Source organism: Blastococcus goldschmidtiae (assembly GCF_031845325.1).
GTDB lineage: Bacteria > Actinomycetota > Actinomycetes > Mycobacteriales > Geodermatophilaceae > Blastococcus > Blastococcus goldschmidtiae.
Map to the genome: position 1 here is coordinate 61,710 of NZ_JAVREI010000016.1, position 13,059 is coordinate 74,768.

Consider the following 13,059-nt stretch of genomic DNA (forward strand, 5'->3'; position numbering starts at 1 on the left):
GATCTGTGCCCACTACTCGCGGCCCAGGTCGCGGTGCCGGGCCACGGCCGCGATCCCGTCGGCGCTCAGCCGCCGCGCGAACTCCTCGGTGATCGCCACGCTGCGGTGCTTGCCGCCCGTGCAGCCGACCGCGAGCGTCAGGTAGCGCTTGCCCTCGCGGCGGTAGCCGGGCACGAGCAACCGCAGCACCTCGGTGTAGCGGTCGAGGAACTCGGTGGCGTCCTCCTGGCCGAGCACGTAGTCCCGGACGCCGGGATCACGGCCGGTGTAGGCGCGCAGCTCCGGCACCCAGTGCGGATTGGGCAGGAACCGCGCGTCGACGACGAGGTCGGCGTCCAGCGGGACGCCGTACTTGAACCCGAAGCTCATCACCGTCGCGGTCAGCGGCGGGGTCCGCCCCTCCCGGGCGAAGGCGTTCTCCAGGGTGGCGCGCAACTGGTGGACGTTGGTGTCGCTGGTGTCGACCCACAGGTCGGCCTCGCCGGCGATGCCGGTGAGCAGGTTCCGCTCGGCGGTGATCCCGTCGACCAGGGTGCCGTTGCCCTGCAGCGGGTGCTCGCGCCGGTTGGACTCGTACCGCTGCACGAGCACCTCGTCGCGGGCGTGCACGTAGAGCACCCGCGGCCGGTGGCCGGCGTCGGACAGGACCCGGATGGCCTCCTGCAGGTCGCTGGAGAAGGCCCGGCTGCGCACGTCGACGACGGCGGCGAACCGCCGCAGGTCACCTCGGGCGCCCAGCTCCACCATGGGCAGCAGCAGGGCGGGGGGCAGGTTCTCGACGACGAACCAGCCGAGGTCCTCGAGCACCCGGCCGGCGCTGTTCTTGCCGGCGCCGGACAGCCCCGTGACGACGACGACCTCCAGGGGCGCCGTCTCGGTGCTCGTCCCGTCCAGCCCCGGGACGCCCGTGTCCACGGGGTCGGGTCCGGGCAGACCCGCCCCCGGTGCGCTGGTCAGCGGGTCACTCACGAGGCCACCCGGCCGACCTCGGCGGTGCGTCCCGACCCGGTCCGGGGCCTGCCCCGGACGGCCGGGCCCTGGGGCGCCGTGGTGGTCTCCAGGGCCGGGTCGGCGTCGGCGGCCGCACCGGCGGGGTCGGCCGGCTCGGCGATCGCCGCCTGCACCGCCTCCGCCGTGCGCCGGCCGATGCCCGGCACGGCCATGAGCTCCTCCACGGTGGCGGCACGCAGCCGCTTGAGCGATCCGAATTCCTTCATGAGCGCCTTCCGTCGCGACTCCCCGAGCCCGGGGACGTCGTCCAGCAGGGAGACCAGCATCGTGGTGGACCGCTTCTGCCGGTGGTAGGTGATCGCGAACCGGTGCGCCTCGTCCCGCACCCGCTGCAGCAGGTAGAGCGCCTCGGAGGTGCGGGGCAGGATCACCGGGTCGCTGTCGCCGGGGAGCCAGACCTCCTCCATGCGCTTGGCCAGGCCGCAGACCGCGACGTCGACGACGCCGAGCTCGTCCAGCGAGCGGGCCGCCGCGGCGACCTGCGGGGCGCCGCCGTCGACGACGAGCAGGTTCGGCGGGTAGGCGAAGCGGCGCGGCCGCCCCTCCTCGGCGGCGATCCCCTGCTCGTCGCGCCGGTCCTGCTCGTCCTTGAGGTGCCGGGCGAAGCGACGGCGCACGACCTCGGCCATCGCCGCGGTGTCGTCGGTTCCGTTCGTGACGGAGAAGCGGCGGTAGTCGGACTTCTTGGCCAGGCCGTCCTCGAAGACCACCATGCTGGCCACCACGTTGGTGCCCTGGACGTGGCTGATGTCGATGCACTCGATGCGCAGCGGGGCGTCGGGCAGCTCCAGCGCCTCCTGCAGCTCGCTGAGGGCGAGGGACCGGGCGGTGAGGTCGCTGGCGCGCTTCACCCGGTGCCGGGCGAACGCCTCCTTGGCGTTGCGCTCGACGGTCTCCATCAGGCTCCGCTTGTCCCCCCGCTGCGGGACCCGCAGCGACACCTTGCCGCCCCGCAGCTCCTCCAGCAGCTCGGTGTAGACGTCGGCGTCGTCGGGGAGCTCGGGCACGAGCACTTCCCGCGGCACGGCCTCCCCCGCCTCGCCGACGCCGGTCTGCTCGTCGACGCCGCCGTAGACCTGCAGCAGGAACTGCTCGACCAGCTCGCCGGTGGTGACCGCCTCGACCTTGTCGACGATCCAGCCCCGCTGGCCGCGCACCCGCCCGCCCCGGACGTGGAAGACCTGGACCGCCGCCTCCAGCTCGTCCTGGGCGAAGGCGACGACGTCGGCGTCCGTGCCGTCACCGAGGACGACGGCCTGCTTCTCCATCGCCCGCCGCAGCGCCCCCAGGTCGTCGCGGAGCCGCGCGGCCTTCTCGAACTCCAGGCTCTCCGACGCGGCCGCCATCTCCCGCTCGAGCCGCTTCATCATCGACTCGGTGCGACCGGCCATGAAGTCGCAGAAGTCGTCGACGATGGCGCGGTGCTCGTCCGGGGTGACCCGGCCGACGCAGGGCGCGGCGCACTTGCCGATGTAGCCGAGCAGGCAGGGCCGGCCGATCTGGCCGGCCCGCTTGAAGACGCCGGTGGAGCAGGTGCGCGCGGGGAAGACCCGGGTGAGGGTGTCGAGCGTCTCCCGGATGGCCCAGGCGTGGGCGTAGGGCCCGAAGTAGCGGACGCCCTTCTTCTTGGGCCCGCGCATGACCTGCAGCCGCGGGAACTCCTCGTTCAGCGTCACGGCCAGCGACGGGTAGCTCTTGTCGTCGCGGTAGCGGACGTTGAAGCGGGGGTCGAACTCCTTGATCCAGTTGTACTCGAGCTGGAGGGCCTCGACCTCGGTGCCGACGACGGTCCACTCCACGGCGGCCGCGGTGGTGACCATCTGCCGGGTGCGGGGGTGGAGGCCGGCGACGTCGGCGAAGTAGCTGTTCAGCCGCTGCCGCAGGCTCTTGGCCTTGCCGACGTAGATGACGCGGCCGTTCGGGTCGCGGAACTTGTAGACCCCGGGGCTCTCGGGGATCGAGCCGACCGCCGGGCGGTACGTCGAGGGGTCGGCCATGGGTCCAGATTAGGTCGAGAGGGTGACAGGCCGCCCGGCCCGGGGCACGGGCGTCACAGCCGTCACAGCGGATCCGGACATGCGGGCATCGGGGCACGCCTGGCGTGCCCCGATGCCAGCGGGAGCGGGGTCTGTCGGAGCGGTCAGCCGGCGGTCTGCGAGCGGCGCACGGCGACGCTCGTCGGCACCCGGGCGGCGAGGGCCTTCGCACCGGGAGCGGCCGAGCGGGCCACCCGGCGGACGAGCGATACGGCCGCGAGCAGCGCGATGGGGACCGCGGCGAAGTCGAACGCGTCCGAGACGGCGCGCGTGGCCACGACGGCCAGCGAGACGCCGAGGATGGTGAACAGCACGGCGACGGACAGGACGGTCGCCCCCGGGCCGCTCTTCCCCTGCCACGGCTGTCCGCAGTGGCTCATGTCGGGGTCGCAGTCGGGCGTGAGTGCGCTCATCGCGGCCTCCTCGCGGGCCGCAGCGCAGCCCTCAGTGACGTCTGTCACAAGGAGCATATATCCAGCGTGACCACGATCACAAGCCGACGCTGCCTCTCCACGTCGGCGTCCCCGATGTCGAAGCGGCACTGGTCGAGGCCGAGCGGCCGGCGCACGGCGACACCGGTCAGAGCACGAGCCCGAGCCCGCCGTCGACGAGCAGGGTCTGGCCGGTGGTGTAGCGGGCGCCGATGATCCCGACGCAGGCGTCGGCGATGTCGTCAGGCGTAGCCACCCGCTCCAAGGGGGCCATCGCCGTCACTCCCTCCTTGACCCGGTCCCAGGTCTCGGTCCACGGCGTCGCCACCAGACCGGGGGCCACCGCGTTGACACGGACCCTGCCGCCGGCGTGCTTCGCGAGCAGCGTCGTCAGGTGGTCGACGGCTGCCTTCGACACGGCGTACGGCAGCGAGCTACCCGTCTGGCGGATGCCGGCGATCGAGGTGATGTTGAGGATCCATCCGTCCTCGGCGACACGCAGCAACGGGAGCGCGGCCTGCGACACGAGGAACGTCCCGACGACGTTGACGCCCAGCACGCGGTTCCAGTGGTCGACCGTGACGCCGTCGATGTCCGCGAGCGGCACGTCTGCCGTGACCGCGGCGTTGTTGACCAGCCCGTCGAGCCGTCCCCAGCGGTCCTGGGCCGCATCGACCAGCGCGCGTGACGTGCCAGGGTCGGAGATGTCCCCCTGCACGTAGCAGGCCTCCCCGAGCTCGTTGGCCAGCCGTTCCCCGGCCTGGACGGACCGGGCGGAGTTGACGACTATGCGAGCGTCGGCGGTCGCGAGCCTGCGGGCGACGGCTTCACCGATGCCGCTGCTCGATCCGGTGACGATGACGACGTGGCCGGTGAGATCCACAGCGGGCTCCTTGGAGTGGTCGGCGTGCGCGAGGTCCGGACCCGAGTCTGCGACCACGTGAAGACCGGATCGGGCTGAACGGGTCGACCGGTACCAAGACGGTGTCCGCGCCGGGTCGGGGACGGGTTCCCGTCCGGAAAGGCGGCGACGGCTGCTGGGCCCGCAGGGCCCCGGGTTCTCTGCGCATCGGCAGGTCCAGCGATCTGCGGAGGACCGTGACTCGCGGAGGTCGTCGATCACCGCCGCCGGCCCGGTCGCACTCGTTCTCCTGACCTGGTCGGGCGGCCCGCCGGACCGGTGCCGTGCGGGCTGCCCACCCCCTACGGTGGCCGGGTGCGCGTCGGGGCAGGCAGGACGACCGGTGGAGACCGGTTCTCCCGGGGCAACCCCGGGGATCGCAACATTCCCGAGCAGCTCGTCACCCGCCACGCCGTGCGCTCCGCGCACCTGAGGGCGCCTCGATCAGGGGCTGGCTACCTGTCCCGGCGCGCACACCCCTCGTGACCACCCCGTCCGCTCGGCGGGCCGCCGGCACCGCGGCGGGCATTGCCACCGCGCTGGTGGCCGGCCCGTGGCGCCGGCGGGAGATGGTGCGCCGCACGGCGGTCGCCCTCGGCCGCGACCGGGCGCCCCGGTGGGTGGGCACCCTGGTCGGCGAGGTGCTGGACGCCTACCGCGATCCACCGGTGGACCGGCCGCGTGAGCTGGCCGGGTTCGTCCGGACGACGACCGGCTGGGCCCGCGGACGGGACACCGTCCCGCCACCACGGATCACCCGCTGGCAGCCGACCCCCACCGCGGTCGTCCGTCGGCCGTACGGGGTCGCCGCACTCCCGGACCTGACGGCGCTCGCCCGGCTGCTCGACCTCGACGCCGGTGAGCTGGCGTGGTTCGCCGACACCCACCGGCTGGAACGGACGGTGGACCAGCCGTTGCGGCACTACCGGTGGACGACGGTCGGAGGCCGGCTGCTCGCGGCACCCAAGCCGCGGTTGAAGGAGGCGCAGCGGCGACTGCTCCGGCACGTGATCGGACCGCTGACCGTGCACGAGGCCGCGCACGGATGCGTGCCCGGACGCTCGGTGCGGACGGCTGTGACCCCGCATGCCGGGGCCGCACGGGTGCTGCAGCTGGACCTGGAGTCGTTCTTCGCGAGCATCGCCGCCGAGCGCGTGCACGGGCTGCTGAGATCGGTGGGCGGACTCCCCGAGCCGGTGGCGCACACGGTGACCGGCCTGGTGACCACCGTGGTGCCGCGAGCGGTGTGGCGCGGGGTGCCGGTGCCCGACGACGTCGAGCACCACCGCCGGCTGGGGCGGCGGCTGGCCGTGCCGCATCTCCCGCAGGGCGCGCCGACGTCACCGGCGCTGGCGAACCTGGTGTGCTTCCGCCTGGACCGCCGCCTGGAGGGCTTGGCGGCCTCGTTCGGGGCGGCCTACACGCGGTACGTGGACGACCTGACCTTCAGCGGCGGACCAGGCCTCGACCAGGGCCCCTTCGAGCGGCTGGTCGGCGAGATCGTCGCAGCGGAGGGTTTCCGGCTGAACCGGTCGAAGACCCGGTCCACGTCGTCAGCCGGGCGGCAATCGGTGCTGGGCACGGTGGTGAACGTGCGTCCGACCCTGCCGAGGACGGACCGCGACGCGCTGCGGGCACTGCTGCACAACTGCGCGACCCGGGGCTGGACCACCCAGGTCCGGGACCGCGATCCAGCGACGTTCCGCGACCACGTGCTCGGCCGGGTCGCGTGGGCGGCCTCGATCGATCCCGCGTTCGGGGCTCGCCTTCGCGCCCGGGCCGAGCAGATCGACTGGTCTCCCGAGCCGGCCACAGCGCCTCCGGTCTGACGCCCGGTCGTCGAGGGGCGGCGACGCCCGCCCCTCGACCGATCAGCTGGCCTTCTTGCGCGTCCGCTTCTTCGGGGCGGCCGCCGCGGCGACGGCGTCCTCGTCCAGGATCTTCGCGAGGTACCGGCCGGTGTGGCTCTCGGGCACGGTGGCCACGAACTCCGGCGACCCCTCGGCGACGACCGTGCCGCCGCGGAACCCGCCCTCGGGCCCCATGTCGATCAGCCAGTCGGCGCTCTTGATCACGTCGAGGTTGTGCTCGATGACGATCACCGAGTTGCCCTTGTCGACCAGGCCCTGCAGGACGAGCAGCAGCTTGCGGATGTCCTCGAAGTGCAGGCCGGTGGTCGGTTCGTCGAGGACGTAGATGCTGCGCCCGTTGGACCGCTTCTGCAGCTCGCTGGCGAGCTTCACCCGCTGCGCCTCGCCACCGGACAGCGTCGTGGCCGGCTGTCCCAGGCGGACGTACCCCAGCCCGACCTCGGTGAGGGTGCGCAGGTACCGCGCGATCGCCGGGATGGCGGCGAAGAAGTCGGCCGCCTCCTCGATCGGCATGTCGAGGACCTCGGCGACCGTCCTGCCCTTGTAGTGCACCTCGAGGGTCTCCCGGTTGAACCGGGCCCCCTTGCACACCTCGCAGGGCACGTAGACGTCCGGCAGGAAGTTCATCTCGATCTTCAGCGTGCCGTCGCCGGAGCACGCCTCGCAGCGCCCGCCCTTGACGTTGAAGGAGAAGCGCCCGGGCAGATACCCGCGCATCTTCGCCTCGGTGGTCTGGGCGAACAGCTTGCGCACCTGGTCCCAGACCCCGGTGTAGGTGGCCGGGTTCGACCGCGGGGTGCGGCCGATCGGCGACTGGTCGACGTGCACGACCTTGTCCAACTGGTCCAGCCCCGTGATGGTGCGGTGCCGCCCGGCGACCATGCGCGCACGGTTCAGCTGGTTGGCCAGCGTCGTGTAGAGGATGTCGTTGACCAGGGTGGACTTGCCTGAGCCGGACACACCGGTGACGGCCACCAGCACGCCCAGCGGGAACGTCACGTCGATGCCGCGCAGGTTGTTCTCGCGGGCGCCCTTGACCACCAGCTCGCGGCCCGGCGTCAGCTCCCGGCGGTTCTCCGGGATCACGATCGACTTCCGGCCGGAGAGGTACTGGCCGGTGAGCGACCGCTCGCTGGCCAGCAGGTCCTCCACGGTGCCGCTGACGACCACCTCCCCGCCGTGCTCGCCGGCGCCCGGGCCGATGTCGACCACCCAGTCGGCCACCTTGATGGTGTCCTCGTCGTGTTCGACGACGATCAACGTGTTGCCCATGTCGCGCAGCCGCACCAGCGTCTCGATGAGCCGGGTGTTGTCGCGCTGGTGCAGGCCGATGGACGGCTCGTCGAGCACGTACAGCACGCCCACCAGCCCCGACCCGATCTGGGTGGCCAGCCGGATGCGCTGGGCCTCCCCACCGGCGAGCGTCGCCGCGGGCCGGTCCAGGGAGAGGTAGTCCAGGCCCACGTCGACGAGGAAGGACAGCCGGGCCTGGATCTCGCGGAGCACGCGGTCGGCGATCGCCTTCTCCCGCTCCCCCAGCTCCAGGACGCCCAGCCACTGCGAGGCCTCCCCGATGGAGAGGTTGGTGACCTCGGCGATCGACCGGTCGTTGAGCTTCACCGCGAGGATCTCGGGCTTGAGCCGCGTCCCGTGGCAGACGGGACACGGGACGTCGCGCATGTAGCCCTCGTACTTGTCCCGCATGTAGTCGCTGTCGGTGTCGTCGTGCCGGCGCTCGAGGAAGGGCAGCACGCCCTCGAACGCGGCGTAGTAGCTGCGCTCGCGGCCGTAGCGGTTCTTGTAGCGGACGTGCACCTGGTCGGGCGAGCCGTGCAGGATCGCCTTCTGCACCTTGGCCGGCAGCCGCTCCCACGGCTCGTCCATGGAGAAGCCGATCTGCTGCGACAGCCCGGTGAGCAGCCGGCTGAAGTACTCGTTGCTCATCGAGCTCGACCACGGCGCGATCGCGCCCTGGGCGAGGCTCTTCTCCGGGTCGGGGACGACGAGCTCGGGGTCGACCTCCTTGCGGGTGCCGATGCCGGTGCACTCACCGCAGGCGCCGAACGGCGAGTTGAACGAGAACGACCGCGGCTCCAGCGCCTCGAACGACAGCCCGTCGTCGACGCAGGCGAGGTGCTCGGAGAAGGTCCTCTCCCGCTCCGGGTCGCCGTCGGGCAGGTCGACGAACTCCAGGACGACGAGACCGCCGGCCAGCCCCAGAGCGGTCTCCACCGAGTCGGTCAGGCGACGCTTGGAGCTCTCCTTGACGGTGAGCCGGTCGACGATGACCTCGATCGAGTGCTTCTCCTGCTTCTTGAGCTTCGGCGGCTCGGTCAGCGGGTGCACCGTGCCGTCGACGCGGACGCGGGAGAAGCCCTGCGTCTGCAGGGAGCTGAACAGGTCGACGTACTCGCCCTTGCGGGCCCGGACGACGGGGGCCAGCACCTGGAAGCGGGTGCCCTCCTGCATGCCGAGCACCTGGTCCACGATCTGCTGCGGCGTCTGCCGGGAGATCGGCTTGCCGCAGTTGGGGCAGTGCGGCTGGCCGGCGCGGGCGTAGAGCAGGCGCAGGTAGTCGTAGACCTCGGTGATCGTGCCGACGGTCGACCGCGGGTTCCGGTTGGTCGACTTCTGGTCGATCGACACCGCCGGCGACAGGCCCTCGATGAAGTCGACGTCGGGCTTGTCCATCTGGCCGAGGAACTGGCGGGCGTAGGCCGACAGCGACTCCACGTACCGGCGCTGGCCCTCGGCGAAGATCGTGTCGAAGGCGAGGCTGGACTTGCCGGAGCCGGAGAGCCCGGTGAACACGATGAGCGCGTCCCGGGGGAGGTCGATGTCGACGTTCTTGAGGTTGTGCTCTCGGGCGCCGCGGACGACGAGCCGGTCCATGTGATCCCTGTCGGTCGCTGGTGGATGTCGCTGGTGCTGGTGCTGCCGCGGCCGTGCCGGGGGCGCCGCCGGAACTGCTGGGTGCAACGCCCGCACCGGCCGTGGTCGTCCGCCGCGCAGTGTGAGCTGCGCCCGTCCGCCGTGCGGGACGTCGCTCTCAGGTGCCGGTGGTCGCCGGCGCGGTGGGGTCGAAGACGGGCGCGTACCGGCGCCACGGGAGCCGGCGCTCCAGCTCTCCGGCCAGCCAGAGTAGTCGCCCCTCAGCACCCGGGGGGCCGACGAACTGGACGGCGGCGGGCGGTCCGGCGGGGCGACCGGCACCCGGCAGCACGGCGGCAGGGAGACCGGCGAGGTTCCACGCCGCCGTCCAGGGCGCCCAGCGGGCGTTGGCCGCGATGTTGGCCAGGAAGGAGCGCTCGTGCCAGAGGCGCGCGGGCAGCGGCGGCCCGGTGGTGACCGGGGTGAGCAGCAGGTCGACGTCGTCGAAGAACTCCACCATCCGCGCGCGGAACCGTTCCTGGGTGCGCGGCCGCAGCAGGCCGAGACGGCGGACCAGCCGGCCCAGCCGGGCGTGGGTCCGGCTGCGCGGCTGCAGCTCGGAGCGGTCGATGCCCAGGAACGCGGCGTCGTCCTCGGCGCCGGCCATCCAGCGGACCAGCGCGCCGGCGGCGGCGCCCGGGGTGATCGGAGGGTTCCGCCGCAGCACCGTGTGGCCGGCGGCCTCGAGCTCGGCCACCACGGCGTCGACCGCCGCCCGGGTGGCGGCGTCCGCGCCCACACCGGGCACCGGCGAGCGGGTGCTCACCGCGATGCGCAACGGCCGCTCCGGCGCCTCGGGGACTGCCGGCGTCTCCCCCGCCAGGACGGCGTGCGCGAGCGCCAGGTCGGCCACGGTGGTGGCCAGCGCGCCGTTGACCGCCATGCCCGACCAGTCGTCGGCACCGATGCCGCCGGGGACCACGCCACGGCCGGGCTTCAGCGTGACCAGGCCGCACGCCGCGGCCGGCAGGCGCAGCGACCCCATGCCGTCGTTGCCGTGGGCGATCGGGACCATGCCCGCGGAGACGGCCGCGGCGCTGCCACCGGAACTCCCCGCCGGCGAGAGCGCGGTGTCCCAGGGGTTCCGGCTCACGGCGTCCGGGCCGTCGGTGGCGGCGTAGAGGCAGAGCTCCGGCGCGCGGGTGATGCCGACGACGACCGCGCCGGCCTTGCGCAGCCGCGTCACCACCTCGTGGTCCCTGCGCTCGGGCCTGTTGCGGCGGGCCGGCGACCCGTCGGTGCACGTCTCGCCCGCGACGGCGACGTTGTCCTTGATCGCGACCGGCACCCCGGCCAGCGGGAGCGCGAAGCGGGTCAGGCTGGCGTCGACGGCGGCGGCTTCGGCGAGCGCGGCCTCCCGCCGGACGACCCGGAAGGCCCCGACCCGGGCGTCGACGGCCTCGATGTGGTCGAGGTGCGCGCGGACCACGTCGACGGCGGTGATCTCCCCCGTGCGCACCCGGGCGGCGATCTCCGCGGCCGGCAGGCCGACCAGCGAGGGGTCGCTCGGCCCGTCGGGCTCGCCGGCCCATGGCACCGGCCGTCCCGTCGACCCGTCACCGGCCCGCAGAACGATCGGGGGCAGCCCGGGACCTCCGCTAGCGTCCATGTCAGGACCGTAGCGGCGCACGCCGACACTTTTCGAACGGAGGCCGGAGATGAGCTCGTACACCGGGGACGTCGAGGTCGGTGGAGCGCCCGACGTCCGGGAGCTGCCCGGGCTGACGATCCGCAAGCTGGCGGTCAGCGAGATGGCGAACAACGCCTACCTGCTCACCTGCACGGCGACCGGCGAGGCGTTGCTGATCGATGCCGCTGCCGAGCCCGAGGCGCTGCTGGCGCTGGTCGGCGACGCCCCGCTGCGCACCGTCGTCACCACGCACGGGCACTGGGACCACCACCGCGCGCTGCCCGAGGTCGTCGCAGCCACCGGAGCGGTGACCGTCGCGCACCCGGCCGACGCGGCCGACCTGCCCGTGCCGGTGGAGCGGCCGGTGGAGCACGGCGACACGGTCCCCGTCGGCGACCAGGTGCTCGAGGTCGTGCACCTGCGCGGGCACACGCCCGGCAGCATCGCGCTGGTCTGGCGCGGCGGAGGCACGCACGTCTTCACCGGCGACAGCCTCTTCCCCGGCGGTGTCGGCAACACCCAGAAGGACGCGGCCCGGTTCACCAGCCTGATCGACGACGTCGAGCAGCGGCTCTTCGGCACGCTGCCCGACGAGACGTGGGTCTACCCCGGCCACGGCGGGGACACGACGCTGGGCGCCGAGCGGCCGTCCCTCCCGGAGTGGCGCGCCCGCGGCTGGTGAGCCGTCGCCCCGGCAGTCAGGCGTCGTCGTCGTCGTCGAAGGCGGCGGCCAGCTCGTCGGGCGTACCCGGCAGGTACAGCGGCAGGATCGACACGTTCCAGCCGGGGCGGCGCTGGTCCACGCCCACCGCGAGGTCCCAGGCGGCCCGGGCCGTGAGCGGGCCGAAGCAGCCCTCGTCGCCTTCCTCGCCGACGGTCACCTCGACCAGCCACTGGTCGGAGAGGTCAGCGGCGAGCTCGGCGAAGTCGGGCAGCGCCTCCTCGTCGGAATCGGGAGCATCCGCCAGGACCGGATAGATGAGCGCCATGCCTCACCGTAGAGGGGCCGCGACCGTCGTGGGCCGCCGCCTAGCCTGATCCGCATGAGCGGCGGAGCTGACGCGCAGGACAACCGTTCGATGCGCGAGCGGATGGAGGCCGGCGACCTCTACATCGCCGACGACCCGGAGATCGGCGAGGCGAGCGCCAAGGCGCTGGACCTGATGGCGGCCTACAACGCGACGTCGGTCCGCCAGGCGTCGCTGCGCCGCGAGCTGGTCGGGCAGCTGCTGGGCTCGGTCGGCGAGGGCACCGAGTTCCGCCCCCCGCTGTACGTCGACTACGGCACCAACATCACCATCGGCGCGCGATGCTTCGCCAACTTCGGGCTCGTGGCCCTGGACGTCGCCCGGATCACCATCGGCGACGACGTCCAGTTCGGGCCCAACGTGCAGCTGCTCACCCCCACCCACCCCGTCGAGGCCGAGCCGCGCCGGCAGAAGTGGGAGGCCGCGCAGCCGATCACCATCGGCGACAACGTGTGGCTCGGCGGCGGCGCGATCGTGCTGCCCGGCGTCACCATCGGCGCGAACACCGTGGTGGGCGCCGGCGCCGTCGTCACCCGGGACCTGCCGGCGGACGTCGTCGCCGTCGGCAACCCGGCCCGCGTCGTGCGCCACCTCGACGACCCCGCGCAGTAGGCGCCCGGCGTCAACGGCCCTGAAGGTCCTGCACCTGCTCCTGGAGCCGGCGGATGCGCAGCGTCTGCCGCCTGCTCGCGAGGTCCAGGACGGCGACGAGCGCCACACCGATCAGCGCGATGACCACGACGACGACCCAGTCGTATCCCGCCCACGCCGACACGGCCACCACCGCCACGGCCGTCACCATCGTGAACGCGACGGCGAAGGACCGGGCTCCGCGCTGGAACCGGTGCGCCTGGTCCAGCAGCGGTCCCCACTCGGCGGGGTCGGCGTCGTCGGGGAGACGGCCACGACGACGCGCCCGTTCGAACTTCCGGGCCTTCCCGAGGCCGCCCAGCCGCCGACTCTGCAGCCAGAGGAACCCGCCCACACCGACGATGCCACCCACCATGCCGTCGAGCGGGTCCGCCCAACCCGGGCTCTCGCCCGACCACGAGTCCACGGCGAACAGGAAGGCGTACCAGAGCCCCAGCCCGCCGATCAGGGCGACGGCGCCGACGACTCGCCTCGTCGTCCGCGGCAACCCCTGGAACCAGTTCCGGAAGGCGTCGCCTCGTCCGCTGTCGGGATCCCGGGCCACGGGCGCGGCCTCCTTCCTTCCCCCG

The 13,059-nt window shown here is 73.1% G+C and carries 11 protein-coding genes; 3 read left to right on the forward strand and 8 right to left on the reverse strand.

Going from position 1 to position 13,059, the window contains the following annotated elements; genetic code table 11:
- Positions 1-12: 12 nt before the first annotated feature.
- The 4 genes from rapZ to RM425_RS18110 form a co-directional block, all read right to left on the reverse strand.
- Positions 13-969 (reverse strand): RNase adapter RapZ, encoded by a 957-nt coding sequence (gene rapZ, locus RM425_RS18095; protein ID WP_311346613.1) that lies wholly within the window; start codon positions 967-969, stop codon positions 13-15.
- On the reverse strand, positions 966-3,008 hold the full coding sequence (gene uvrC, locus RM425_RS18100) for an excinuclease ABC subunit UvrC (protein ID WP_311346614.1): 2,043 nt from the start codon (positions 3,006-3,008) through the stop codon (positions 966-968). Before uvrC ends, rapZ begins: the two co-directional genes overlap by 4 nt.
- 143 nt (positions 3,009-3,151) lie before the next feature.
- Positions 3,152-3,460, reverse strand: coding sequence for a hypothetical protein (locus RM425_RS18105; RefSeq protein WP_311346615.1), 309 nt, complete (start codon positions 3,458-3,460; stop codon positions 3,152-3,154).
- Positions 3,461-3,626: 166 nt separating this feature from the next.
- On the reverse strand, positions 3,627-4,418 hold the full coding sequence (locus RM425_RS18110) for an SDR family NAD(P)-dependent oxidoreductase (protein ID WP_311346616.1): 792 nt from the start codon (positions 4,416-4,418) through the stop codon (positions 3,627-3,629).
- Positions 4,419-4,861: 443 nt separating this feature from the next.
- On the opposite strand from RM425_RS18110, the gene RM425_RS18115 reads away from it, so the two are divergent.
- Positions 4,862-6,208, forward strand: a complete 1,347-nt coding sequence (locus RM425_RS18115) for a reverse transcriptase family protein (RefSeq protein ID WP_311346617.1) — start codon at positions 4,862-4,864, stop codon at positions 6,206-6,208.
- Positions 6,209-6,250: 42 nt separating this feature from the next.
- Here the strand turns inward: RM425_RS18115 and uvrA are convergent, their stop codons facing one another.
- Positions 6,251-9,142 carry an excinuclease ABC subunit UvrA gene (gene uvrA / locus RM425_RS18120; protein ID WP_311346618.1) on the reverse strand — a complete coding sequence of 964 codons (2,892 nt, stop codon included), beginning with the start codon at positions 9,140-9,142 and terminating at the stop codon, positions 6,251-6,253.
- 157 nt (positions 9,143-9,299) lie between these two features.
- Positions 9,300-10,790 carry an amidase gene (locus RM425_RS18125; RefSeq protein WP_311346619.1) on the reverse strand — a complete coding sequence of 497 codons (1,491 nt, stop codon included), beginning with the start codon at positions 10,788-10,790 and terminating at the stop codon, positions 9,300-9,302.
- A gap of 49 nt (positions 10,791-10,839) precedes the next feature.
- On the opposite strand from RM425_RS18125, the gene RM425_RS18130 reads away from it, so the two are divergent.
- Complete coding sequence (locus RM425_RS18130) at positions 10,840-11,493, forward strand: MBL fold metallo-hydrolase (protein ID WP_311346620.1); 654 nt, start codon at positions 10,840-10,842, stop codon at positions 11,491-11,493.
- A 16-nt stretch (positions 11,494-11,509) separates the two neighbouring features.
- Here the strand turns inward: RM425_RS18130 and RM425_RS18135 are convergent, their stop codons facing one another.
- Positions 11,510-11,800 carry a hypothetical protein gene (locus RM425_RS18135; RefSeq protein ID WP_311346621.1) on the reverse strand — a complete coding sequence of 97 codons (291 nt, stop codon included), beginning with the start codon at positions 11,798-11,800 and terminating at the stop codon, positions 11,510-11,512.
- A gap of 54 nt (positions 11,801-11,854) precedes the next feature.
- On the opposite strand from RM425_RS18135, the gene RM425_RS18140 reads away from it, so the two are divergent.
- Positions 11,855-12,451: a sugar O-acetyltransferase gene (locus tag RM425_RS18140; protein ID WP_311346622.1), complete on the forward strand. Its 597-nt coding sequence runs from the start codon at positions 11,855-11,857 to the stop codon at positions 12,449-12,451.
- A 10-nt stretch (positions 12,452-12,461) separates the two neighbouring features.
- Here the strand turns inward: RM425_RS18140 and RM425_RS18145 are convergent, their stop codons facing one another.
- On the reverse strand, positions 12,462-13,034 hold the full coding sequence (locus RM425_RS18145) for a hypothetical protein (protein WP_311346623.1): 573 nt from the start codon (positions 13,032-13,034) through the stop codon (positions 12,462-12,464).
- Between the last annotated feature and the right edge of the window lie 25 nt (positions 13,035-13,059).

Bases quoted from the DNA above. Each gene is read 5' to 3' on its own strand.
- uvrC (WP_311346614.1), bottom strand. From the start codon at position 3,008: ATGGCCGACCCCTCGACGTACCGCCCGGCGGTCGGCTCGATCCCCGAG.
- RM425_RS18105 (WP_311346615.1), bottom strand. From the start codon at position 3,460: ATGAGCGCACTCACGCCCGACTGCGACCCCGACATGAGCCACTGCGGA.
- uvrA (WP_311346618.1), bottom strand. From the start codon at position 9,142: ATGGACCGGCTCGTCGTCCGCGGCGCCCGAGAGCACAACCTCAAGAAC.
- RM425_RS18125 (WP_311346619.1), bottom strand. From the start codon at position 10,790: ATGGACGCTAGCGGAGGTCCCGGGCTGCCCCCGATCGTTCTGCGGGCC.
- RM425_RS18130 (WP_311346620.1), top strand. From the start codon at position 10,840: ATGAGCTCGTACACCGGGGACGTCGAGGTCGGTGGAGCGCCCGACGTC.
- RM425_RS18135 (WP_311346621.1), bottom strand. From the start codon at position 11,800: ATGGCGCTCATCTATCCGGTCCTGGCGGATGCTCCCGATTCCGACGAG.
- RM425_RS18140 (WP_311346622.1), top strand. From the start codon at position 11,855: ATGAGCGGCGGAGCTGACGCGCAGGACAACCGTTCGATGCGCGAGCGG.